This window comes from Pelobacter propionicus DSM 2379, from assembly GCF_000015045.1.
In the GTDB taxonomy this organism is placed as follows: Bacteria; Desulfobacterota; Desulfuromonadia; order Geobacterales; family Pseudopelobacteraceae; genus Pseudopelobacter; species Pseudopelobacter propionicus.
The window spans coordinates 2,125,599-2,148,447 of sequence record NC_008609.1 but is presented as its reverse complement, the minus strand read 5'-3'; the positions used below and the strand labels follow the sequence as shown (position 1 = coordinate 2,148,447).

The 22,849-nt window shown below is 60.5% G+C and carries 18 protein-coding genes; 5 read left to right on the top strand and 13 right to left on the bottom strand.

The window, feature by feature from the left end:
* Nucleotides 1-178: 178 nt before the first annotated feature.
* Complete coding sequence (locus PPRO_RS19515) at nucleotides 179-1,054, top strand: transporter (RefSeq protein WP_011735874.1); 876 nt, start codon at nucleotides 179-181, stop codon at nucleotides 1,052-1,054.
* Nucleotides 1,055-1,470: 416 nt separating this feature from the next.
* Nucleotides 1,471-2,352, top strand: a complete 882-nt coding sequence (locus tag PPRO_RS09920) for a DMT family transporter (protein WP_011735873.1) — start codon at nucleotides 1,471-1,473, stop codon at nucleotides 2,350-2,352.
* A 150-nt stretch (nucleotides 2,353-2,502) separates the two neighbouring features.
* Here PPRO_RS09920 and PPRO_RS09915 read toward each other — a convergent pair whose 3' ends face one another.
* Nucleotides 2,503-3,654, bottom strand: a complete 1,152-nt coding sequence (locus PPRO_RS09915; protein ID WP_011735872.1) for a MalY/PatB family protein — start codon at nucleotides 3,652-3,654, stop codon at nucleotides 2,503-2,505.
* Nucleotides 3,655-3,667: 13 nt separating this feature from the next.
* Entirely contained in the window at nucleotides 3,668-4,216 is a 549-nt protein-coding gene (locus tag PPRO_RS09910) for a nitroreductase family protein (RefSeq protein ID WP_011735871.1), read from the bottom strand.
* 179 nt (nucleotides 4,217-4,395) lie between these two features.
* On the opposite strand from PPRO_RS09910, the gene PPRO_RS09905 reads away from it, so the two are divergent.
* On the top strand, nucleotides 4,396-5,334 hold the full coding sequence (locus PPRO_RS09905; RefSeq protein ID WP_011735870.1) for a D-2-hydroxyacid dehydrogenase: 939 nt from the start codon (nucleotides 4,396-4,398) through the stop codon (nucleotides 5,332-5,334).
* Between the two features lie 88 nt (nucleotides 5,335-5,422).
* The gene (locus tag PPRO_RS09900; protein WP_011735869.1) at nucleotides 5,423-6,742 is read left to right on the top strand and encodes a diaminopimelate decarboxylase; all 1,320 of its coding nucleotides are present in this window, start codon (nucleotides 5,423-5,425) and stop codon (nucleotides 6,740-6,742) included.
* Nucleotides 6,743-7,061: 319 nt separating this feature from the next.
* Here PPRO_RS09900 and PPRO_RS09895 read toward each other — a convergent pair whose 3' ends face one another.
* Entirely contained in the window at nucleotides 7,062-8,183 is a 1,122-nt protein-coding gene (locus PPRO_RS09895) for a putative sulfate/molybdate transporter (protein WP_011735868.1), read from the bottom strand.
* Between the two features lie 324 nt (nucleotides 8,184-8,507).
* The gene (locus PPRO_RS20170; RefSeq protein ID WP_198138257.1) at nucleotides 8,508-9,131 is read right to left on the bottom strand and encodes a DUF4124 domain-containing protein; all 624 of its coding nucleotides are present in this window, start codon (nucleotides 9,129-9,131) and stop codon (nucleotides 8,508-8,510) included.
* A gap of 411 nt (nucleotides 9,132-9,542) precedes the next feature.
* Between PPRO_RS20170 and PPRO_RS09890 the strand changes: the two genes are divergently transcribed.
* Complete coding sequence (locus PPRO_RS09890; RefSeq protein ID WP_041532247.1) at nucleotides 9,543-9,749, top strand: Os1348 family NHLP clan protein; 207 nt, start codon at nucleotides 9,543-9,545, stop codon at nucleotides 9,747-9,749.
* A 189-nt stretch (nucleotides 9,750-9,938) separates the two neighbouring features.
* On the opposite strand, the gene PPRO_RS09885 is transcribed toward PPRO_RS09890, so the two are convergent.
* From PPRO_RS09885 to PPRO_RS09835, 9 genes are all read right to left on the bottom strand, one after another.
* Nucleotides 9,939-10,559, bottom strand: coding sequence for a LysE family translocator (locus PPRO_RS09885; protein ID WP_011735866.1), 621 nt, complete (start codon nucleotides 10,557-10,559; stop codon nucleotides 9,939-9,941).
* 157 nt (nucleotides 10,560-10,716) lie between these two features.
* Complete coding sequence (locus tag PPRO_RS19510) at nucleotides 10,717-14,415, bottom strand: PocR ligand-binding domain-containing protein (protein WP_198138256.1); 3,699 nt, start codon at nucleotides 14,413-14,415, stop codon at nucleotides 10,717-10,719.
* A gap of 402 nt (nucleotides 14,416-14,817) precedes the next feature.
* On the bottom strand, nucleotides 14,818-16,047 hold the full coding sequence (locus PPRO_RS09865) for a PQQ-dependent sugar dehydrogenase (RefSeq protein ID WP_011735864.1): 1,230 nt from the start codon (nucleotides 16,045-16,047) through the stop codon (nucleotides 14,818-14,820).
* A gap of 29 nt (nucleotides 16,048-16,076) precedes the next feature.
* Complete coding sequence (locus PPRO_RS09860) at nucleotides 16,077-17,360, bottom strand: Mur ligase family protein (protein ID WP_011735863.1); 1,284 nt, start codon at nucleotides 17,358-17,360, stop codon at nucleotides 16,077-16,079.
* A gap of 472 nt (nucleotides 17,361-17,832) precedes the next feature.
* Nucleotides 17,833-18,342 carry a hypothetical protein gene (locus tag PPRO_RS09855; RefSeq protein ID WP_011735861.1) on the bottom strand — a complete coding sequence of 170 codons (510 nt, stop codon included), beginning with the start codon at nucleotides 18,340-18,342 and terminating at the stop codon, nucleotides 17,833-17,835.
* A gap of 151 nt (nucleotides 18,343-18,493) precedes the next feature.
* Entirely contained in the window at nucleotides 18,494-19,660 is a 1,167-nt protein-coding gene (locus tag PPRO_RS09850) for an ABC transporter permease (protein WP_011735860.1), read from the bottom strand.
* A gap of 2 nt (nucleotides 19,661-19,662) precedes the next feature.
* On the bottom strand, nucleotides 19,663-20,820 hold the full coding sequence (locus PPRO_RS09845) for an ABC transporter permease (RefSeq protein WP_011735859.1): 1,158 nt from the start codon (nucleotides 20,818-20,820) through the stop codon (nucleotides 19,663-19,665).
* The gene (locus tag PPRO_RS09840; RefSeq protein WP_011735858.1) at nucleotides 20,807-21,502 is read right to left on the bottom strand and encodes an ABC transporter ATP-binding protein; all 696 of its coding nucleotides are present in this window, start codon (nucleotides 21,500-21,502) and stop codon (nucleotides 20,807-20,809) included. The genes PPRO_RS09845 and PPRO_RS09840 overlap by 14 nt, the downstream gene beginning before the upstream one ends.
* Nucleotides 21,499-22,716, bottom strand: a complete 1,218-nt coding sequence (locus tag PPRO_RS09835; RefSeq protein WP_041532714.1) for an efflux RND transporter periplasmic adaptor subunit — start codon at nucleotides 22,714-22,716, stop codon at nucleotides 21,499-21,501. Before PPRO_RS09835 ends, PPRO_RS09840 begins: the two co-directional genes overlap by 4 nt.
* Nucleotides 22,717-22,849: the final 133 nt, after the last annotated feature.

The following is a 22,849-nucleotide window of genomic DNA, read 5'->3' as shown; positions in this document are numbered from 1 at the left end:
GGCCCTTCCCCCTTTCCCTCCCCTCATCGGGATGGGGGAAAGGGGGAAGGGCAGGGGATATGGCGGGAGCAGATGACAGTCGCGCAGGAGTGCCCCGCGCCCCTGCAATGGAATGAAAAGGGGATTCATCAGCGTCACTACCATTACATAACGATGAGATTACTGGGGAGGTGTATCCATGAAGAAGATGTTCGTTTCCGCGCTGCTGTGTGCGCTGCTGGTCGTGCCTCAGATCGCATTGGCAGTGAACTCGCGGGATTACATTCCGCTACCGCCCGACACGTTCCTCTTTTGCACCTATTTCAAACACATATCCGCAACTTCGTACTATGCGAACGGCAAGAAGGTGAGCAATGATTTCAATCTCACCGAAAATCTCGGCATTCTCAGGCCGGTGTACTACATGGATATCGGCAAGGCGCTCTACGGCGACGGCGGGTTCCGCATCGACCCCCAGGCGCTGATCCCCTTCGGCGAAGCCAACCTGGATGGCGCGGCCGTGGGCAACGCGGATATTTCCACGACGGGATTCGCCGATCCGACCGTTTTCGCGACCTTCTGGTTCGTCAACGATCCCAAGAACAAGTTGTGGGCCGGCTTCAGCCCCTACATAACCATGCCCCTGGGCGATTACGACCGGCACAAGGCGCTCAACCTGGGGAACAACCGCTGGGCGATCAAGCCGGAACTGGGCGTCGTCAAGGGTTTCGGGGAGAGGACCTACCTGGACATGATCGTCAATGGCGAGTTCTATACGGAAAACGAGAAGATCAATCTCAAGCAGGATCCGGTCTTCGGGGCTGAGGTTCATCTGAGCTACGACATCACCAAGCAGTGGTACGCCTCGGTGGACTATTTCTACAGTTATGGCGGCGAGACGAAGCAAAACGGCGAGTGGCAGAACAACAAGGTCAACAGCCACGGCCTCGGTCTCTCGCTGTTCTGGATGATCGGAAGCAACAACCAGCTGATGGTTGAATACCGTGATGACTTCTCGGTAAGGAACGGGCCGGGCACCAATACCTTTGGCGCCCGTTGGGCATACTTCTTTTGACCTCCGGCTGTCGCTCTGTGAAACAGATTTGACCGATTCAGGGGAAGGTGATGTAGGTTTCCGTCCTGCGTCCCGGCTCCTGGTGATGTCACTCCGCCAGAAAGGGGCGGCTGTCGTCGCTCAAATTCACATCAGATTCTGTTGCTGTTTCTCCGGATGCTCATGCGTTCGGACTCCCTGATCGGTTCATGGAGCGGGAACCGGGGGCTTTTCTGCGGCGTTCCGACTACGGGCACACCTTCAGGGTTAACGGGTTATGCGTCTTCCTTGATCCTTCGCGCCACGCGCTTGATAGTGAGTGTTCCACGCCCCTGAAGGGGAAGGGAAAATTGTTCCCCTGCATGATGTTAGCGTTGAATCCATGGCGAAGAACGTCTACCATGCTTGGCAATAATCTTCTTTGACGTTGGTGCGTGATGCGACTTTCCCGCTCCCCCTATATTCTGCTGGTGCTGAGCTCCCTGATCTGGTCCGGAAATTTCGTGGTGGGGAGAGGACTGCGGGGCGCCGTTCCCCCCATTTCACTGGCATTCTGGCGCTGGGCCGTGGCGCTTGCCATCCTGCTCCCCCTTTCCTGGCCCATCCTGCGCCGGCAATGGCCGCTTCTTCGGCGCAACTGGAGGCTCCTCGCCCTGAACGGGCTTTTGGGGGTGGCCGGCTTCAACACCCTGCTCTACATCGCCCTCCAGTCGACAACCGCAACCAATGCGCTCCTGATTGACTCCACCATCCCGGTTTTCATTGCATTGCTCTCATGGCTCTTCGGCGAGGGCGCCCTGACCCGGCGCCAGCTGCTGGGGGTGCTGGTCTCCCTGGCAGGGGTCATTACCATCATCTGCCGGGCCGATGTGCGCTCGCTTGTGTCGTTCCAGGCCAACCGGGGCGATCTGTGGGTGCTGCTGGCGGTCGTCTGCTGGGCGCTCTACACGGTGCTGCTGCGGCGATTGCCGGACGGCGCCCATCCCTTGGGCGTCCTGACCGTCATGGTCATGGTCGGTCTTTTGGGGTTGGCTCCATTCTATTTCTGGGAACTGGGGCAGGGGGGGAGGGTGCTGCTGACCGCCCCGGTAGTGGTCGGTCTGGCCTATGTGGGGCTGTTCGCCTCGGTGCTGGCGTTCATCATGTGGAACCGGGCGGTGGTGCAGGTGGGCGCTAACAGGGCCGGCCTGTTCGTGCACCTCATGCCGCTGTTCGGCACGATCCTCTCGGTCCTGTTTCTGGGCGAGTCGTTCCACCTCTTCCATCTGTCCGGCATGGCGCTGATCTTCTCCGGCATCTACCTGACAACCAGCGGATGAAACAGGTCGGAATCGGGCGTACCCCTTGACATCGAACCCCCCTCGTTTCTTGTAGATTATCCCCGGTATCCCTTCTGTCACTGCTGTAAAAAACAGTTTGTATCATACTTAAATTGCACTGTTTCTGATTGTTGCAGGGGGGTGAGGCTGTCAGGGACGCGCCAAAGCACGCTCCATACGCCCCAGCGCCTCCTCCAGCAGGGGGCGGGGGCAGCCGAAGTTCAGGCGCACGAAGCCGGGGGCTCCAAAGGGGGCTCCGTCGGAGAGCCCCACCCCGGCCTGCTCGAAGAAGCGTGCCGGATGGTCGATCCCGCTTTTGCGGGCATCGATCCAGGCCAGGTAGGTGGCCTCCACCGGCGTGACTGACAGGCCGGGCATGCGCCCCACCGCCCGGATCACCAGGTCCCGGTTGTCCCGCAGGTAGTCGATCAGCGCCAGGCGCCATTCCCCACCATGGCGGTAGGCAGCCTCGGTTGCGGTGTAGCCGAGGCTGTTCACGTGGGGAACGATCCCCGCTTTGGCCTTCCTGAAGCTGTCGCGCAACCCCTGGTCCGGGATGATGGCGAAGGAACAGCCCAGGCCGGGGATGTTGAAGGTCTTGCTGGGGGCCATCAGGGTGATGGTGCGTCTGGCCGCGTCCGGGGAGAGGGTGGCCAGGGGGAGGTGGCATTTCTCTTGATCAAGGACCAGGCCGGCGTGGATCTCGTCGGAGCCGATGACCAGATTGTGGCGTTTGGCCAGATCCGCGAAGCCGAGCAGCTCCTCCCTCGTCCAGCAGCGCCCCACCGGGTTGTGGGGGGAGCAGAGCAGCAGCAGTCGGCTGCGGGGGGTGATGGCCCGCTCCAGCTCATCCCTGTCAGCCTCCCAGCGCGTGCCCCGGAGAACCAGCGGAACCGTGACCAGGTTGCGGCGGGAGAGGGATGGGGCCGACAGGAAGGGGGGGTAGACCGGGGTGAGGGTGACCACGTCGTCACCAATCTCTCCCACGGCCCGGCAGAGCACGTTCAGGCCGCAGACCAAGCCGGGGAGCCAAACAATCCACTCCGCCTCGATCCTCCAGTGGAAGTCGCGCTCCAGGTGCTCCATGACCGCATCGGTCACCCCCTGCCAGGGGCGGGTGTAGCCGAAGAGACCGTGGTCCACCCGCTCGTGCAGGGCCCGGATGATTGCCGGGGGGGAGCGGAAGTCCATATCCGCCACCCAGAGCGGGATGATGTCGCGCCCCTTGTACCTGTCCCACTTCTCGCTGCCGCTGTTGCTCCGGTCGACGATGCTGTCGAAATCGAATGGGGAATCGGCCATTGCCGCTCCCCCGTCAGGGCCTGCCCGACGGCTGCCACGGCTCGTCGTAGCGGTTGTGCCTGACCTTGTGGCAGGGGAGTTCGTCCGCCCCCAGCGGTTTGCGCTGTTCGGCGGGAAGGCCGATGCTGACCATGGACAGGACCCTGAGATGCTCCGGCAGGCCCAGGATCTTCCGGATGTACTCTTCCGCCGTGGCGGTGGTGTCATGGGGACGCTTGCGGATCTGGATCCAGCAGCTCCCCAGCCCCCGTGACTGGGCGGTCATCTGCACGAGTATGGAGGCGATGGAGCAGTCCTCCACCCACACGTCGCTCTTCCTGGCGTCGGCGCAGACCACGATGCCCAACTGGGCCTGTTTCAGAAAGTCGGAGCCGTGCTCCTTGGCCCGGGAGAGTTGTACCAGCTGGTCGCGATCGTCAACCACGATGAATTCCCAGGGGTTGATGTTTCGCGAGGAGGGCGCGCGCAGCAGCGCCTCGATCAGCAGGTCGACGGTTGCGCGGTCTATGGGTTCATCGGTATAGCAGCGGATGCTGCGGCGTTTGCGGAGCAGTTCGATCATGGTTCATACCTCCTGAAATGACGCAATGATACAGGAAACCGGAGGGGAGCTGAAACGGAAAAACGCTTCGGAAGCGGCTCCTGACGAGAAATCGTTTCCGGCTCGCGCAACTATTTGGTTGATGCCCCGAATCTCAGGATGGTATACCTACGCAGAAATCGGCTTCCATGGGGGTACTCATGCTACAGAAGAATCTCCTGGTACACCTGAAGAGCGATGTGGCCTCTTTCTCCATACAGGCGCGCCACCTGGAGCGCATACGCCAGGCCTTTCCCGGTGTCAACCTGCTGGAGGCCGGCGGGAGGGATGAACTGCGCCATCTGCTGGGCGAGGCGGACTGGCTCTTGACCTGGCAGTTCAGGGCCGACCGCTATGAACTGCTGCCCCGACTGGAGGCGGTATTCACCCCGGCAGCCGGGAGAGACTGGGTCCCCGCCGATCCATCCGGCAGGGTCAGGAACTTTTACGGCAGGTTCCACGGCCGCATCATGCGCGAGAGCCTGCTGGCCATGATGCTCTATTTCAACCGCCGCCTGGGGCACTGCCGTGAGAACCAGAATAACCGGCTCTGGGACCGCAACGCCCTGGATGGCAGCTCTTCGCTCTTCAGCCAGCAGATACTGATCATAGGCTACGGCGCCATCGGCCGCCAGATGGCGGAGCTGATCCGGGCCTTTGGTGCACGCATCACCGGGGTCAAGCGCAGCAGGGAGGGATTCGAGAACGATCCCTTTGCCCAGCGGGTGGTGACCTTCGACAGCCTGGAAGATGAGCTCCCCCTGGCGGACCACGTGGTGCTGATGCTCCCCGGCGGCCCCCGGACCGAGGATCTGTTCACCCAGCGTCATTTCCAGTTGATGAAACCGGGCTCGTATCTGTACAATCTCGGCCGGGGCAGCTGCTATCGCGAGGAGCATCTGATCAGCGCCCTGCGGGACGGCCCCCTGGCGGGAGCCGGGTTGGACGTGTTCCGCGAGGAACCGCTCCCCCCTTCCTCGCCGCTCTGGAGGCTTCCCAATGTGCTGATCACGCCCCACGCCAGCGCCATCAGCCGCGAGTATCTGGATCTGTACCTGGAGGAGTGGATCGGCATTGTCTGGGAAACCTGGGGAGAATGATCCGGGGCGAACGCAGTACGGCTCCACCTGCCGCATCCAGGTTCGAAACCGTTTTTTTTATATCACACGAGAGAGGTAGTGATCACCAATGACACAGAATCACTTTGGACCAACCAGACTCGACGCAGCGCTTGTTCCGCTGATTGCCCAAAAATGGGGTACGCCGGTGTATCTGCACGACCGGGCATTCATCGAACAGAGCTGCGACCAGCTGCTGAACATGCCCAACGCCTTTGGCCTGCACGTGCGCTATGCCATGAAGGCCAATTCCGACCGGACCGTCCTGCGCGTGGTGACCGGCAAGGGGCTTGACCTGGACTGCTCGTCCGTGGACGAGGCTGCCCGGGCCCATAGCGCCGGCATCCCCTATGACCGCATGATGCTGACCACCCAGGAGGTCCCTCTTGGCCAGGAGCGGGAGGAACTGGAAGGAATGATCCGCAACGGCCTAAAATACAACGTCTGTTCCCTGACCCAGTACCGGCTGATCGCCGACTTCGCCAAACAGGCTGGCATCGATCTCTCCATCCGTGTGCACCCCGGCGCCTCCGGCGGTGGGGAGAGCCAGACCAGGGATACGGGGAGCGAATACTCCTGCTTCGGCGTGCACCTGAACGACATTCCCACGGTGGTGGAGATGGCCCGGGATAAGGGGCTGCGCTTCACCCAGGTGCACGTGCACATCGGCTCGGGCGGCGATCCCGAGAAGTGGCGGGAGAATATCGACCGCGAGCTGGGCTTCGTGCGCTCCTACTTCCCCGATGCGGGTACGGTAAGCTTCGGCGGCGGCCTGAAGGTTGCCAGGATGCCGGGGGAAAAACAGGCCGATATCAACGAGCTGGGAACCTACGCCGCGGCCAGGCTGAAGGAGTTCAAGGAGCAGACCGGCCGGGCGCTCAGGATGGAGATCGAGCCCGGGACCTTCGTGGTGGCCAATTCCGGCTATATCATCACCCGGGTCATGGACAAGAAACTGACCAACGAGATGAACTTCCTGTTGGTGGACGGCGGCATGGAACTCTTGTCCCGGCCGCTCCTGTACGGTTCCGAGCATCCCATCTCCATCGTGGGGCAGGACGGGACCCTGCGCTCCAGCGAGTATGACAGCTACTCCGTCGGCACTGCCACACCCTATGGCATCGTGGGGCGCTGCTGCGAGAGCGGCGACTCGGTGCGCCTGGACAACGAGGGAACCATCGTTCCGGTGCAGGTGGCCGAGGCGGAGATCGGCGATTACGTGGTCATCGGCGGGACCGGGGCCTATTCAGAGAGCATGTCGCCGGAAAACTACAATTCCCACCGCAAGGCGCCGGCGGTGATGAAGATGAAGGACGCGGAGCTGGTTCTGATCCGCAAGCGGCAGGTGAGGGAGCAGCTGGTCCAGAACGAGCTGGATGTGGATCTCTGATATGTTGAACGCGGGGGGCAGATCCTGGATCTGCCCCCCGCGTTTGCCTCACCAGTATGTCTGAAAACGGCAATTCATCTCACGCAAAGGCGCAAAGACGCAAAGAAATCAAATAGTTGTTAAATAGTCATGCTTCACCAAACAGGTGATTCGAGTGTTTTTTTTATGTATCTAGCTGCTTTTTTTCGCGAACTTTGAGACTTTGCGTGAACAACTGCTTTTTCAGGTTGCATTGAACGTCCTCAGTCGTGCCCTCCACAACATATTCCCAATCCCGCCCCTCCTGAGCCGTTTCACCCCGAATCTATGGTTTCTGTTTTTACCTGTCGCCTAAATGGCGGCGCAGCCGGTCGAAGACGATCCCCCCCAGCAGAGCCAGGGCCACATTGCCCCCGATGGTGATGAGCGCGGTGAGAGCTACCGTGGCACATTCACCCCGGTCTCCCGGTCTTCCGCAACCGCGGACCATCTCCACGGAGCTCCAGAAGAGCAGCGCCCCCAGGGAAGCCGGGGGAACCAGGGCCAGCAGCCTGCCACCGTAGTCGCCGAAGAAGAGCCCCAGGGTGAGCAGTCCGCTGCCCAGCAGCAGCGCCGGAAGGGATGTGCGGGCGCCGAAATGGTAGTGCCCTGCCAGGCCCCCGGCTCCATGGCACATGGGGAAGCCGCCCAAAAGGGCGCTGAAACAGTTGGCAACCCCCATGGAGAGGGTCAGACGCCGCGGCGTCGCGCGCATGTTGTCGGGGAAGAGCCGCTTCGCCAATGATGCGGTGACGATCACCGCGTTGACCAGGGTCAGGGAGAGCTGGGGCAGCCCGACGCCGAGCGTTCCCCGCCAGATGTCGCCCCAGGCGGGCAGGGCCGGTTGTGGCAGGTGCAGAGTGGCGGAACAGGCAGGCAGCTCAGGTGTTCCCGAGGTTGCCCATTTCAGGCCCACACCGATCAGGAGTCCGACCAGGGCCTGGGGGAGCAGTCGGTTGAAGCCCAGGGGAACCATGGCCACCAGCGTGACCAGGCCGATCAGCGGTTCCCCGGCAACCAGCCGCAACCCGAGTATGCCCAGCAACACGCCCAGCCCGGCCATTATGCCGTTACTGACCGGGTGGGGGACCAGGTCGGCCAGGCGTTCGGCGGCGCCGGTCTGGGAGAGGATCAGCAGTGTGCCACCCATGAACAGGGTGGCGCCCGATAGTTGCCCGGGAGTCACGCTGCCGGTGAGCACGGCGGCGGCGGCAACCTTCATGGGCTGGACCGGCATGGGCATGCGGAACAGCAGGGCTGTGGCCAGGTAGTAGAGCCCGAACAGGGTGAAGATGGAGGCGGGGTCGTAGCCGGCAACCGCCAGGACCCCCAGCACCAGCGGCAGGAAGGTGCCCAGGTCGCCCAGTGCGCCGGACAGTTCGTGGGCCAGCAGGCGCAACCGTTCCAGCGGGCCGCCCCTCACGCGTTCCCCAGGGCAAAGCCCCGGTCATTGAACTGCACCAGCATCGGCATGACCCGGCGCTGGTCGGCGGAACGGGAGTGGTAGCGGGACAGGAGTTGTTCGGTGGGGGGCACGGTGTGGTTCCTCCTTGATTCGGAGCAGGAACCGTAGCATTCCCGTGCCATCATGTCCAGAGGGGGATCGGTGTCGTGTGGCGATTATCCTGTAACGGTCATGGTGTGCTCCCGGCAAAGGATGGATACACTCTATTTTATCTTCACTGCCAGGCACCACAAGGTGGTCCATGGTTCATGTCTGACCCCGGCGCCACTACTTTGTTGAGTGTTATGGACATTTAACGATCTCTGATATCTTTGAATTCCATGATGGACCCCAGCCCGAGCCGGCAACACGCCAGATCTCGTCTATCTTCCTGACATAAACGACGCTAACTACAGGTCTATTTCCATTACAACCTACAGAGGTGAACTCAATAGTGTCGCGATCATTCTGTTTTGGTTCTGTAATTTTAGTTGACTTTGGTGCAGTCAAGTGGATTTGGTCAAACATTTTTTTTACCATATTATTAGAGATGTTTGGCATCACTGGCATGAGGGCACGGAAGGATGCAAAATCCCCATTGATGACGGTTGCATGCCATGCAACGAAAGCAGCAACTGCCGGGTTAGAAGTGTCGGGTGTGAAGAGCTTCGGTAGTTGTTCGTTAGAGAGTTGCTTAGTTACGGTTGAAGAAGTTCTCGATGATCTTTTTGAAGGTGTTGACGGCGTAACTGTTGTATCGTCTCTTTGCACAATGGGATGTTTGCCGCTAGAGGGTGGTGTGTCGCTAAAATGTATAGAACCATCGCTATCAGTCCACTCATATGTTTCAGCAGACAGGAATGAAACATCTGAAACACCAATAAAAACCAGCATGGCAAGCAGGATGCGCAAGAAGTTTCCATTCATGCATTTTTCTCCTTTGTCGCTCAACATTGTATTTGACCGGCCCCCGGTCAATATTCCAAACGGAACATTTCGTTTGTGAACATGAGAGCTGATTACCGTTTTTGCGGTTCTCTGCGTAAAGAAGCAGGGGAAGAGTGCTCCCCAGCCCCAGTTCCGCCGCCTAAACCCAAGAACCGATGCTCGCGGAGACGGCGGAGATGAACAGCGTGTCTTCATGCTCAAATCCTTCCTGTTCTGTCCCCACAGTGCACATAGTGTCCGGATTTCGGACGAAATATTTCTGCCTTGAATCGCTAACTATCCGCTTTTGCAAGCTGTTGCCTGTTTGGCACAGTACGTGTATATACTGGTAACAGAACCAACTTCATTAAGTTTGTGTCCCCAGCAAGGACAGTCTTTGCGGAGGTCCATATGTCACAGAAAGCCGTTGAAAGTTTCCTGGGTAGGGTCATTACCGACAAGAAGTTCCGGCAACTGGCCAGGGTATCACCCGAGTATGCCTGCTCCAACGCCGGTCTGGAGCTGAGCTCGCTGGAGAAAGTCAGCCTGCAGGCCATTGACCTGTCGCTTCTGGACAGCATGTCCGATGCCATCGACATGGCCATACAGCGTCACTGAATTCCCGTGCGGTCCGGCAGAGGCCGCGGTTGCTGAGTCAGGTCAGGTACGAACGGCGCGACTCCGTGCAGTGTCGGGCAGTATGCATGGAGCGGAACGGAACGGATACAAGTACACCAGGGAACGGAACAGAAAAACGCCGTGCCCCCCAGGAGAGGGGGACACGGCGTTTTTCGTTTGCGTATTTTCTCAACGTTCCGCCAGGGCCAGCCTGATCCCCAGGGAGGCGAAGACGCCGGCGGTCAGCCAGTCGAAGGAGCGGGCGATCCTCGGCCTGGCCAGGAGATAGCCGCCGATGCCGCCGGAGAAATAGCCGATGACGCAGAAGATGACTACTGCCTGCAGCATGAAGATCAGTCCCAGAAGCAGCATCTGCAGCGGCACGGAGCCGGCGGCGGGGGAGACGAACTGGGGCAGGAAGGCCAGGAAGAACAGGGCCACCTTGGGGTTGAGCACGTTCATGATGAAGCCGCGCTTGAACAGGGCTGACAGGGGGCGGTCGTCGTCGGCGGCCAGGCGCACCGAGGAACGCTCTTTCATGGTCATGCAGGCCAGGTAGAGCAGGTAGGCCGCGCCGGCGTACTTGACGATGTTGAAGGCCAGCACCGAGGAGTAGAACAGGGCCGAGATGCCGAAGGCCGCCGCCGTGGTGTGCACGCTGACGCCGCTGCACATCCCCAGGGCTGTGACGATGGCCTGCTTCCTGCCGCGGGTGATCCCCTGGGCCATGACGAAGATGTTGTCCGGCCCGGGGGCGATGGTCAGGGCCATGGAGACCCCCAGGAAGTAGAGCAGGGTTGATGCGGTCATGGGGTTGCCTTTCAAGGTGGTGCCGGGATGTCGTGTTCAGAGGCTGCCGGGGTCACCCGTATTGTCGTGCCTGGTGCCGCAGGCGATTCGCCGCAGCGTCGCGCTCGCCGGGGAAGCGCCATACTACAGCCGTTACCGGCGTCCCGTCTAGGGAATTTCAGGCGCTGGGGAGCTCTATTCTGAAGCGTGCGCCACCCTCCACGTTTTCGGCGCTCAGGTTTCCGCCCATATTCTTTTCAACGATATTACGCGACATATAGAGACCGATTCCGGTTCCGCCGCTCGCCTCATTGGTGGTGAAATACACATCGAAGATCCTGTCAATAATCGCCTCGGGAATACCGCCGGCGTTGTCCGTGATGGTGACAACCGATCTGCCGCCTTCCCCGACCCCCCGCAGCAGCACCCTGGGTTCTCTTGTTTTCCTTTTTCTGAACACATCCCTGGCGTTGGCCAGTATGTTGAGCAGCGCCTGTGCGTATTCCTTGGGATAGCCGAATGCGGTCATGTCCCCATCCACGTCGAGCTCTATGGCGATGGACTCGTATCTGAAAACCGGCGTAATGAATACCAGTGCCTGATCGATGGCGTCCCTGATGCTGAATAGTTTCGTTTCCTTGTCCGGCCGGTAGAAACCCCTGAACACATCGACGGTCTGGGACATGTGCTCCAGGAGCGACATGATTTTGTCGATGGTTGTCTGCACATCCCCATCAGTCAGTTCGCCGTAGGATGAGCTGTCGGCCATATCCTGGGCGATGAGGGAGATTGAGTTGATCGGCTGTTTCCACTGGTGGGCGATGTGGTCCAGCATCTCCCCCAGGGCTGCCTGGCGGTTCTGCTGGATGAGCAGGATGTCCTTTTCCCGGTTTTTCTTTACCTCCTCTTCGATCCTTCTCTCCAGCGTGTCGTTCAGTTCCTTCAGCAGGCTTTGCTGCCGCTGGAGCTCTTCCTCGGCCCGCTTGCGCTGGGTGACATCGATGATCACCCCCTCCAGGTTGGTGATCTCCCCTGCTTCGTTTCGCTCGTAATTCGTTTCATCGATGATCCAACGGATCTCCCCCGCCTTGGTGAGGATCCGGTATTCCTGGCGCAGCTGCCCTTCGTCCGTTGCTGCGTACTCGTCCGTCTCGCCGGTTACCCATCCCAGATCCGGTGGGTACACGATGGAAGCGTAATCGCGCTCACCGGACATGAACTCTTCGGGCGTATAGCCGAACTGCAGCACATTCCGTGACACCAGCTCCACCGGCCAGCCGGGAACCGGCTTGCAGCGGAACAGCACCACCGGGCTGTTTTCCACCACCATGTTGGCCTGGCGCAGCGTTGCCGTCAACTGGTCGCGCTCGGCCAGGGAATGCGCCAGCTTGATGTTGGCGTAGCTCAGCTTCGAGAACATATCGATGAGCCTCAGGAAAACGGTCTTCCCCTGGTTCACGAGCTCTTCGCTGTGACGGGGCACGCTTTCCAGGGCCGCGATGTATTCCTTCTCGGGAAAGCAGTAGGTCCTCGCCTGCCGGCGGAAGAGGTCGTAATCGATCTCCTCGTTCTCGAAGAAGAACTGCCCCATGAAGAGGTTGCCCCGGTGTCGTTCGCCGACAATGATCGGGGTGACCAGGTGCCACATGTTGTTCTTGCATCGGTACGTCTTGAATTCCCCCCGGGGAACTCCCACGGTAAGGTCCGAATCGCTTTCAATGCAATTCTTAAGGGTTTCCGGATGGGCACGGTGGAATCTGGCGCAGATACCCTGCCATCCCATATCCACCAGCACCCGCCCCTTGAGATCGATGATGCTCATCTTGAGGCCGGTAATGCGGTACATGTCATTCATGAGCGCCTGGATCTGCGGCGCGTCCAGAATATCGGCCAGATCCAGCTCAGCCGTGTCTCCCTCGGGATCCAGAATGTTGTCCAGTTTTCGGCTTGCGCGCGACTCGCTCTCCCGTAACGTCTCCTCCGCACGCTTGCGCTCGGTGATGTCGCTGACAAAGGAGAAGCCGTACACTCTGCCCTGGAACTCCAGGGAATTGGTGACGATCTCCACCGGGAAAGTCGTCCCGTCTTTTCGTCGGTGAACCGATTCGTGGGTAACGGAGCCGGTGCTCTCCAACAATCTTTTGATTTCGGCTATTTTCTCGTCTGTTATGACCGGATCGATATCCTTGACTTTCAGTGCGCGCACTTCGTCTGGCGTGTAACCGAGACTCCGGCAGGCGAAATCGTTGGCGTTCAGGATAGTTCCTTCGGGTGTGGTGTGGTAGATGCCGATGGCTGCCCCGTCGATACAGAAATGGGACAGGAGCAGCTCTTTCTCCATCCTCTTTTGCTCGGTGATTTCCCAGGCGAGATCGGCCAGCAGGACAACCGCTTCAACGTCCAGGGGGGTATAGTCGGTCGGTTTGTTGCCCACGGCAAGAATCGCCACAATGTTTTCACCGCGGAAGACCGGCACCACCAGTTCCCTGGCCAGGGGAGCGTGTCCCGACGGCAACCCCTTGCGATGGGAGAGGGAGCCGTAGTCGTTGTGGATGACCGGCCGGCGCTGGTGGATGCAATCCGTCCAGACCCCGGCCTGCGCGATGTCGTAGTGCAGCCCTTTCCCTTCCGCCTTGCAGTAATCCCTCTTGGTCCTGGTGGACCAGTTCTGAAGCGACAGTGTTTTCTGATCATCCAGGACGAGCACGTAAAAACCGATCACGCTTCCGGTCAACGCCTCGGCCTCGTCCAGGGTGGCCTCCAGCAGTTCGTCCTGGGTGTGGGTACCGGCGAACTGGAGCAGGCGCAATCGTGCCATGATGACGCTTTCGTTCCGCCTGCGCACGGTGATCTCGCGTTCCAGCAATTCGTTGGCGTTTCGCACCTCCACCGTCCTGTCTTCGACCCGCTTCTCCAGTTCTTCCCGCGCGCGGCGCAGCTCTTCTTCCATGCGTCTGCGCCGGGCCAGTTCGCTTTCCAGTTCCCCCGTCCTCAGCCTGACCTGCCGCGCAAGTGCCCTGTTCACGGCAATGACTCCGACGACAATCGCGAGAATCGCCGCACAAACAACCAGGAGGCCGATCTGGAATTTCCTGCTGCTGAACAGTGATCTGTGCTCCAGGGGAATCCATTTGTTATAAATGGCTCTCTTCTCCTCGGCACTGATTCCGGCAACTCCTTTCTCCAGGATGCGGTTCAGTTCCGGCCAGTCGTTCCGCGAGCAGAATCCCATTCTGTACACATATCCGGAGTCGCCGGCTATGCGCAGGTTACTGATTCCCTCTCGTTCGATGTAATAGCTGGCGGTGGCCAGATTCTCCACAAAAGCGTCGCTCAGGCCGAAGGACACTTTCCGCAGTCCGGTCCTGATATCCGGGACCGGATCCAGCAACAATTTCGGATAATGAGCGGCGATGAAATCATGGGTCGCATATTCCGAAACCGCCGACACCCTCATCCCGCCGAGAGATTCCAGGGTGAGCGGCCCCTTGACCTTTTCGCGGGCAATGATTACGGCGGGATACTCCAGGAAAGGCGTGGTGGACAGCGTGTATGCGGATCGTTGCGGGGTAGTGCTGGCCACAAAGGCGTCGATCTGCCGGCGTTTGGCACTGCCGATGATCTCGTCCCAGTTACGCAGGCGGACGATCTCGAAGCGTATGCCGAGCTTCTTTTCCAAAAGCGCCAGGTAATCTGAGGTTATGCCGCTGTACCTGCCGTCCTTGTCGAAATATTCCACCGGAGGAAAATCCGGATCAGGCGCCAGTCGGATGACAGGATGAGCCTTCAGCCAGGCCCTCTCCGCCATGGTCAGCGGGTCGGCTTTGGGAGGATCAGGGGTACGGTTCCACGCCAGTACAGCCAGAAGCAGAGCCAAAAAAAACGCCCCTGCCGGCCAGAGCCAACGGGAACGCCTCGTATTTCCAGGGATGATACCGACAATCATTCATCTGACTCCATCATCTCACCCCCTCACTCGTTCAGGTTCGGTGCGCCATCGTCGAAGAGGTGAGGGGAGAGTGCTTTCTCGGCAGGTGCGTTCACCTTGCACGAGTGGCCAAACTTCACCTGGTTGCGCAACAGGGCGAGGTAACAGCGGCGGATGATTCCTGCCGCTGGCTGAATTGAGGTGGTACTTTACTTGATTACGCAGGGTTAATCAAATGAAATCAAAGAAAGCCGTACGGCATTTCATCGGATCGGACTCGACTGCGTGACCGCTTACCACCCGTGCGCCTTGAAGGCTAACGCCGAGCGTACAGCCCCTGTCTTCAAGCGGTCAGGGGCGCGGGGTGAGTTTCCAGATTTCTCCGCCGTCGGTGGATACGTACAGAGCGTTGTCCGGCCCCTGGACCAGCGTGCGGATGCGCTCGGCCGGGATGTCGGGGACGGTCGATGTTGCAATAGTCCTGCCCGTCCTGTCAAGCTGCAGCATCTCGATGCGTTTGCCGCGCAAAAAGCCCACCGCCAGCCGGCCGTCCCACCCCTTCCACTGGGGGCCGCTCAGGAAGACGCAGGGGCTCATCCCCTGTGATCTGCCGCCGTTGTTCCAGGAGGGAGGGAGCGCCGCGGGGAACCGGTCCAGGTCGGTCATCGGCGTCGGCCTGCCGTCCGCCCTGTTGGAGACGTAGCCGCAGTAGTCATCCTCGCAGGCAACGCCCGGCCCGGGCTTCGGGTCCCATCCGCCGTTGCCCCCGGCGATGAGCGGCGTTACCTCGTCGCTGTGTCCCGGGCCGTGCTCGCAGGCAAATGGCTGGCCGCTGACGGGACGGAAGGCGATCCCCTGCACGTTGCGGTGTCCCCAGGTGAAGATGCGTCCATCGCCCTTAGCCGGTGTAGCATTGCCGGGCGCTGCTCTGCCGTCGCGGTCTATGCGCAGGGTCTTGCCCCCCAGTCGGGTCAGGTCCTGGGGGAGCGGGCCGTTGTGGTTGTCGCCCGTGGTGACGTAGAGGAACCGGTCAGTTGGGCTGAAGCGGATGCGGCCACCGCTGTGGGTTCCGGGACCGCCCCAGCGGTTGGCCCTGTGCTTGAAGGGGATGTCGCTGACGATGTCCCTGCGGTTGCCCACGCTGGTATAACCCCGATCCACCCGCAGGCGTACGACGCGGTTCGTCGCCGGGTTGCTCAGTCTGGATGCCATGTAGACGTAGACATAGCGGTTGCGGGTGAAGTCCGGATCCACGGCCACCCCGTTCATGCCGCTCTGGCCGCTGCAGAAGAGATCATCGGCCACCAGGGCCGAGCCCTTTGTGCCGAACAGTCGCTTCACGCTGCCGTCCGCACGTCGCGCCGAGAGCCCGCGGCACTTCTCCGTGAACAGCAGGGCGCCGTCGGGGGTGAAGGCCAGATCCCAGGGTTTTTCCAGCCCGGACAAAAGCAGCGTGCGGGTCAGGGCCGGCCCGTCGCCCGCCGCTGCCAGGGTCGTGTTCTGATTGCCGTCGCAGCCGAAAGCCGCGAGCAGGGCAATCGTGATAAGTGCCGTCACGGCACCTGAAGCTGATCTTCCCATGGCTTCTGCCTCCTTGTGCGATGTCTCGTTCATGGGATGTTTTTGCTTTTGAACAAGCCCTGTTCTTTTGCCCTCCAGCCGCTGAAACTCACAATGACGAGCAAGTCCCCCTGAGACGGCTTGGCAAATGCACGTGACAAGCCATCATCATACGACGTGGCGATTTCTATCCTGCTTTGATCGACCCCGCCATTTTTGAACCCGCTGGCCAGAAGCCCGGCAACTTCCCCAGGCGCACGCCCACGCAAGTCTTCCCAGTCGGTGCTGATGTAGCTGTCAAATCTGCCCGAAAACGCCAGCGCCGTCTCCACGATGAAAGCATCCGGGCGATTTCCCATAGCCGCGAGCATCAGATGCTTTTTCCCTGAAATGGTATGGAGGGACACAAAATCGGCAATTTCGCAGGCCGCCTCCGGGCCGTCTGCCCAGGTAATCAGCAAACCGCAGGGTAGATGGTCATAAAAATTCATTCTGCCTGGGTTGCTGACCTCATCTGACTGAAAGCTACGCAAGCCCGCTCGTATGGATTGTGTAGAAACATCCAGCCCATACGTAATGGCTGCAGCAAACATGGCATTGTTGATTGCTGGCCGATATCGACCTCCCCAACTGGCAGGAATATCCAGAGCTGCCATGGAGAGGACCATTTTGTTGCCCTCGTACAACCTGATCATCGCCTCTGCCCCGTTGCCTTCCTGACGAACAGCTACGCCCCCCCTGGACATGTGATCGCGCACAACGGGGCTCTCAGCAGTCATCGTGATCAGACATGTGCGCGCGGCACGAATGTCCTTCTTTACCCCAAGACACAAAGGGTCGTCCGCGTTCAAAATGGCCATTTTCCGGGCATTGACCACCACCTGTTTTTTTACTTTGGCCAGATCGGCCCGAGACTCAACCCCCTTCAGGCCGATGTGGTTGTCGTAAACATTCAGCAGCGCGCCGATATCGTAGTTGGAAAACAACATTCCCTCATTAATGAGACCGCCTCGTGCAATTTCAAACACCCCTGCGTCAACTTGGCGCTCTGCCAACAACCGACTGCCGCGGCGGCCATTTGAAGAATCGCCGATACACCGAGGACTGTCTCCCACATATGTACCGAGAGTCGTGCTCAGTGCGACCGTTTTGCCCGTTTCCCGCAAAATAGATGCAACCATTCGGCACGTCGTTGTTTTTCCCACACTGCCCGTTATGCAAGCGGTTGGGATATGTGGCGTGATCTTCAGCGGGAAGCCCAGTTTGCGCACAAACAGAACCCATTTTCTGTACATATGTCGAGCAGTGTTTTTGGAGGCGGGGTGATTGGCCATGAGGGGACCCTCTGGGGTTTTGTAATATATTTGCTGTAAGCGCGGAGTAAGCATGCTGAGGGGTCAGAGCTCCGCATTTGGTAAAGCAATTACGCAGGTCTGCCTCTCGATCCCTCTTTATTCGATCATGCCGCCCGCTGAAACGGCTTGATTTCCTCTTCCATTTTGTCGGCAAGCGCCTCTCGGGCAGCTTCCGGGTCGTAACAGTATGTCAAGTGTTGAGCTCTGACCCCTGTGTTTCCCTGATCCCTGTGTTTCCCTGATGGTTGCGTCGGAAAACTCCGAGACCGCCCAGGCTGTCAGGGTGCGGGCTTCAGTAACTTCTCTGCCCCGTTGTCTGGAACCAAGTGCTTTTTCACCAATAGTGTATGCTTTGTTTGCGGGCCATGGGGGGCGTATATACAGTTTAAACAACAAAGCAAGCCCGACCCCTGAGGTCGCCCCCCGACAGACATTATGTCTAATAGCATGCTTAGGTCTGCCAGCCATAGACGATGAATAGTATAAATGTGCCAATGATGTACAGGGCGTTAAAGATCCAGCTGTGTACACGCTCCGGGAGGCTGTTGCCTCCAAAACTCTGAAGATCTCTGGTGAGTTGCCAAAGTGTGGCCCAAAGGATAATGCCTACGGCGACGGCCTGAAGAATATTGCTTGCAAAGGTAGCAAGCATTCCGACCTGACGTTGAAGTAGTAGCCCAGTAACGAGGCCAAGTAAGGCCGTGACCAAGACAACCATTGCAGCATGGAGTAGTGAGCGACGAAGGGCTTCCGCCCTTTGCTTGGCGTCATCATGATGCTGCGCGACGTTGGGCTTGTATTCGCCTCGTAGGTAGTCAGCCCTTATTTCAGGACTGTCACAAAGTAGCCATGCGATGTCGTGCTCGGCTGCAAACTCGACAAATGCTTTGGGGCGGAAGAAGAAGAGCAATAGCGCTTTGACGCGCGAGACTTGCTTATATGGGCGTTCGAATGTTTCCATTTACGATAGAGACCTAACTGCAGAGGATTTACCTGACGTTTTTTTGAGTCAACCGCGAGATTTGGTTTGATGTTGGGATATTGTCCTGAAATGTATTTTAATTTTAGCACTATATACCGCCCTGCTCTTTACGTCAAAGACGAAGAGAACATCAGGTCACCCGCAGCGCCTCGACGATGGTCTTCCGCGAGGCGCGGAAGGCCGGCAGCACGCCGCCGATGAATCCCATGATCAGGGAGAAGAGCAACGATTTGTAGAAGATACCGACGGTGAGGGTGAAGCTGAAGGCCAGCTCGGAAAAAGTCTGGAAGTTGAGGGTGGAGATGGTGAAGAGTTGCAGAAAAGAGGCAAAGAAGAGGCCGACGCAGCCGCCCACCAGGCCCAGCAGCAGCGACTCCAGCAGGAAGGCCACAAGGATGCTCCTGCGCTGGAAGCCCAGCGCCCGCAGGGTGCCGATCTCGCCGGTGCGGTTGGCCACGGCGGAGTACATGGTGATCATGGCACCGATGATGGCGCCCAGGGAAAAGATCACCGTCAGCGACAGCCCCAGGATATTGAGAAAGGTGGCCATCATCTCCGACTGGTCGGCATAGTACGTCGTCTCCCGCCGCGCCTCCAGGGTCAGGCGGGGGTCGTTCTCGATGCGTTGCTTCACCGCACCAAAGGCCGACGAGTCGGCCAGCTTGAAGATCAGCGAGGAGTACACCGGACGCCGGAAGGCCTGCATGAGCTGGTCGGCGTCGCCCCAGATCTCCGAGCTGAACGCCCGGTTGCCGGCGTCGAAGATTCCCACCACGGTCCAGTCGCGCATGGCGAAGCGCAGCACTTCTCCCATGCCGCCTCCCCGGAATCGCCGGGCGATGCTGGCCCCGGCCATGATCTCCGATGATCCGGGCCTAGGCATCCTCCCCCTGATCAGCCTGACCTGGGGGCGCAGCAGCAGCGACTCCGGCTGGATGCCGCGGATGGTCACCTGGGAGGTGGTGCCGCTTCCCCGCTTGGGCAGGTTGATCAGCACCAAGAGCTCCCTGGCCAGGAGACGGCGCCCACGCTCGCCCAGGGTCACCTGGGGTTCGGTCTCCACCACGGCCGCCTGGGCGCGCTCGATCCCGCTCTGCACCTCCGAGGCAGATCCCTTGCGGATCACCACCACGTTGTCCGCTGAGCCGGTCTGCACCAGGGTCTTCCTGAGCCCCTCGGAGAGCATGAGTATGGAGGCGAAGACGAACACCACCAGGGCCATGCCCGAGGCGGTCAGCACCGTGGTCAGGCGGCGGGTCCAGAGGTTGCGCAGGCTGTAGGAAAAGGGTATGGCCATGGTCAGCCGATCCTCCGCAGGCCATCGGCGATGGGGATGGTCGTGGCGCGCCAGGCGGGGAAGATCGCCGCCACCAGCGCCACCAGCAGGGCTGCCAGAAGGTCCAGCCAGATTGTGGAGGGGGCCACGTTGAAGATCGGGAAGTAGGCGGACAGGGCGCTGCCGAAGGCGCTGGCAGCCGGAAAGGTGAGGGCGATGCCCAGGATGCAGCCGGTCATGGTGATCAGCAGCGATTCGCCCAGGATCAGGCCGGCGATGTGGTAGCCGCGGAAGCCCAGGGTCTTGAACACCGCGTACTCAGCGATGCGTTCCCGCGCCGTCATGGCCATGGTGTTGGCCACCACCGCCATGATGATGACGATCACCACGAAGGAGACCAGCTGGATGGCGATGACGATCGCCTCGGTCATGGAGATGAAGCCCAGCTGGAAGGCCTTCTCCGTCTCGGTCAGGGTCTCGGCCAGGGAGTTCCTGAAGAGCCGGTCGATGGCCAGGGCCACATCCGCCGCCCTGCTGGGGGAGGTCACCCCGACCATGTAGAAGCCCACCTGATTGGCCCGGCGGGGCACCGTCTTCTTCATGGTCTCGTTCAGGTAGTCCCAGTTGAAGAACAGCTGGGTCTCGTCCACGGTCTTTTCCCTGCCCCGGTAGATGCCCCGCAGCACGAACTCCCATTCACCCGGATAGATGGTTCCCTTGAGCACGATGCTGTCGCCGATCTTCCAACGGAAGCGCTCCGCCAGCTTGCGGCCGGCCACGCACCCCTTGCGGTCGCGGATGGTGGCGGCCAGCTGTTCCGGGGATAGGACGTACTCGGGGTAGAGCTTCAGGTACTGCTCGGTTTCCACGGCGAAGTTGGGGAAGAAGTTCTTTTCGTCGATGTAGAGGCCGCCGAACCAGCTGCCGTAGGAGACCTGCTGGACGCCGTCAACCTGGCGGATGCGCTCTTTGTAGGAGAGGGGCAGGGAGAATACCAGGGAGATGGCGTTGCGGGTGACCAGGCGGCTGGCGGACGAGGCGTCCACGCCGGCGTACCAGGCGCTGATCACCGTGCGCAGCATGCCGAAGGAGAGGATGGCGATGGTGATGCCGAGGATCGTCAGGGAGGTGCGCAGGCGGTGGCGGAAGGCATTTCTGAAGAGCAGCTTAGCGAGATGCATCGCTCAGCTCGCCCTTTTCCAGATACCTGATCACGCGGGCCCGCTCCGCTGCCCGGGGGTCGTGGGTGACCATGATGATCGTCTTGCCCGATTCCCGGTTGAGCCGCTCCATAAGGTCCAGGACCTCGCCGGCCGAACCGCGGTCAAGGTCGCCGGTGGGCTCGTCGGCCACCAGGATGGTGGGGTCGGTGACCACTGCCCGGGCGATGGCGACCCGCTGCTGCTGGCCGCCGGAAAGCTGGGAGGGATAGTGGTCCATGCGGTCCCCAAGCCCCACCACCCTGAGGGCCGTCTCCACATGGGCGCGCCGCTCCCCGCGGGAGAGGCGGGTCAGGAGCAGCGGCAGCTCCACGTTCTCGAAGGCGGTCAGGACCGGGATCAGGTTGTAGAACTGGAAGATGAAGCCGACGTGCAGGGAGCGCCAGCGGGCCAGTTCCCTCTCGGCCAGGGTGGTTATATCCACCCCGCCTATCAGGATGCTGCCGGAGTCGGCGCAGTCTATCCCGGCCAGCAGGTTGAGCAGGGTGCTCTTCCCCGAGCCGGACGGCCCCATCAGAGCCAGGAATTCGCCGTCGGGGATATGGAAGCTGATATCCTCCAGCACCGGGATGATCTGGCTCCCCCTGCGATAGGATTTGGAGAGGTTCCGTATCTGGACGATGTCGGGTTTTGTCTGGTTCATTTCTCGGGAATGCTGATGCGGGAACCGTCCCGCAGGCTGCCGGCGGGGCGCAGGACCAGGCTGTCCCCGCTCTTTACGCCACTGGTCACCTCCACCAGGTCACCCACCTTCACCCCCAGGTTAACCGGTTTCTCCTTGATCCGGTCGCCCTCCACCAGGAAGACCAGGTTTCGCCCGCGGCCCCGGACCAGCGCAGCGCTGGGGATGGTTGTGCGCGGCCGCTGTTCGCTGTTTGCCACCGGCCGGGAGAGGAAGGCCACCCTGGCGCTCATCTCCGGCAGGATCCGCCGGTCGAAGTCCAGGAACCTGACCTTGACCAGCACGGTGGCCTTGCTCCGGTCCGCCGTGGGCACGACCATGTGGACAGCTCCGCGAAAGCGCAGGTCGGGGAAGGAGTCCAGCTGGATCTCGCACGGTTGCCCCACCCGGACCTTCTCAAGGCTGGATTCCATGACATCGACCTCGACCTGCAGGGAGCCCATGTCGGCGATGGTAACCACCGCCGCCTTGGCGTTGGCCGCCGAGGCAAGGGGGGTGACGATATCCCCCACATCGGCGTTCTTGGTCAGCACCACTGCGTCGAAGGGAGCCCTGATGGAGGTGAACTCCACCGCTACCCTGGCGCCATCCAGAGCGGCCGAGGCCGACCGGATGGCGGCCCTGGCGCCGGCGACCGCGGCCTGTGCCTTGCGGTAGCGAGCCTGGGCCGCATCGAAGTCAGCCCTGGAGACGACCCCATCGGAGAGCAGGATCGTGTAGCGCTTGAAGGAAAGGTGGGCGTCGTGCAGTTCCGCCAGGGCCTGGTCCAGATCCGCGCGACAGTTCTTCAGGTTCGCCGCCGCCTGGGACTGGATGGCCAGCACGTCGGCGTTTTCGATCCGGGCAATCACGTCCCCCTGGCGGACGGCACTCCCCTCCTCGACCCCCAGCCAGACCAGGCGACCGGTCGCCTTGGAAGCCACCGCGGCCTTGCGCTGGGCTACGACGTAGCCGCTGGCGCTGAGCAGGGTAAAGCCCTGGGAAGGGAAAATCTGTTGTACGGTCACGACCTCCACGGTTTCAGCGGGGCGCAGCACACCACTGACGTAGAGGGAGACCGCCAGGACGACCAGCAGAATCCCCGCTGCCCAGAAGCGCCTCCCCCGGGAAGTTCCGGAGCGGGGCGCAGTGACCGTCTTGTCGATTTTCAACTGGTCCAGGTCTTCGTGTTCCATGGAATACCCGTTCTCCCCAGGGGGCGTCAGCATGCCTGCGCGGATCCTAAACCGTTATAATGCCAGGAACTATATACCGCCATATGCGCCACGTCAAAGGGGATGGCTTCCACTCCCGGCGTAGACGCCGTGA

Excerpts from the sequence above, each read along its gene's own strand:
- PPRO_RS19515 (WP_011735874.1), top strand. The coding sequence starts at position 179 with ATGAAGAAGATGTTCGTTTCCGCGCTGCTGTGTGCGCTGCTGGTCGTG.
- PPRO_RS09920 (WP_011735873.1), top strand. The coding sequence starts at position 1,471 with ATGCGACTTTCCCGCTCCCCCTATATTCTGCTGGTGCTGAGCTCCCTG.
- PPRO_RS09915 (WP_011735872.1), bottom strand. The coding sequence starts at position 3,654 with ATGGCCGATTCCCCATTCGATTTCGACAGCATCGTCGACCGGAGCAAC.
- PPRO_RS09910 (WP_011735871.1), bottom strand. The coding sequence starts at position 4,216 with ATGATCGAACTGCTCCGCAAACGCCGCAGCATCCGCTGCTATACCGAT.
- PPRO_RS09905 (WP_011735870.1), top strand. The coding sequence starts at position 4,396 with ATGCTACAGAAGAATCTCCTGGTACACCTGAAGAGCGATGTGGCCTCT.
- PPRO_RS09900 (WP_011735869.1), top strand. The coding sequence starts at position 5,423 with ATGACACAGAATCACTTTGGACCAACCAGACTCGACGCAGCGCTTGTT.
- PPRO_RS20170 (WP_198138257.1), bottom strand. The coding sequence starts at position 9,131 with ATGAATGGAAACTTCTTGCGCATCCTGCTTGCCATGCTGGTTTTTATT.
- PPRO_RS09890 (WP_041532247.1), top strand. The coding sequence starts at position 9,543 with ATGTCACAGAAAGCCGTTGAAAGTTTCCTGGGTAGGGTCATTACCGAC.
- PPRO_RS09885 (WP_011735866.1), bottom strand. The coding sequence starts at position 10,559 with ATGACCGCATCAACCCTGCTCTACTTCCTGGGGGTCTCCATGGCCCTG.
- PPRO_RS09865 (WP_011735864.1), bottom strand. The coding sequence starts at position 16,047 with ATGGGAAGATCAGCTTCAGGTGCCGTGACGGCACTTATCACGATTGCC.
- PPRO_RS09860 (WP_011735863.1), bottom strand. The coding sequence starts at position 17,360 with ATGGCCAATCACCCCGCCTCCAAAAACACTGCTCGACATATGTACAGA.
- PPRO_RS09855 (WP_011735861.1), bottom strand. The coding sequence starts at position 18,342 with ATGGAAACATTCGAACGCCCATATAAGCAAGTCTCGCGCGTCAAAGCG.
- PPRO_RS09850 (WP_011735860.1), bottom strand. The coding sequence starts at position 19,660 with ATGGCCATACCCTTTTCCTACAGCCTGCGCAACCTCTGGACCCGCCGC.
- PPRO_RS09845 (WP_011735859.1), bottom strand. The coding sequence starts at position 20,820 with ATGCATCTCGCTAAGCTGCTCTTCAGAAATGCCTTCCGCCACCGCCTG.
- PPRO_RS09840 (WP_011735858.1), bottom strand. The coding sequence starts at position 21,502 with ATGAACCAGACAAAACCCGACATCGTCCAGATACGGAACCTCTCCAAA.
- PPRO_RS09835 (WP_041532714.1), bottom strand. The coding sequence starts at position 22,716 with ATGGAACACGAAGACCTGGACCAGTTGAAAATCGACAAGACGGTCACT.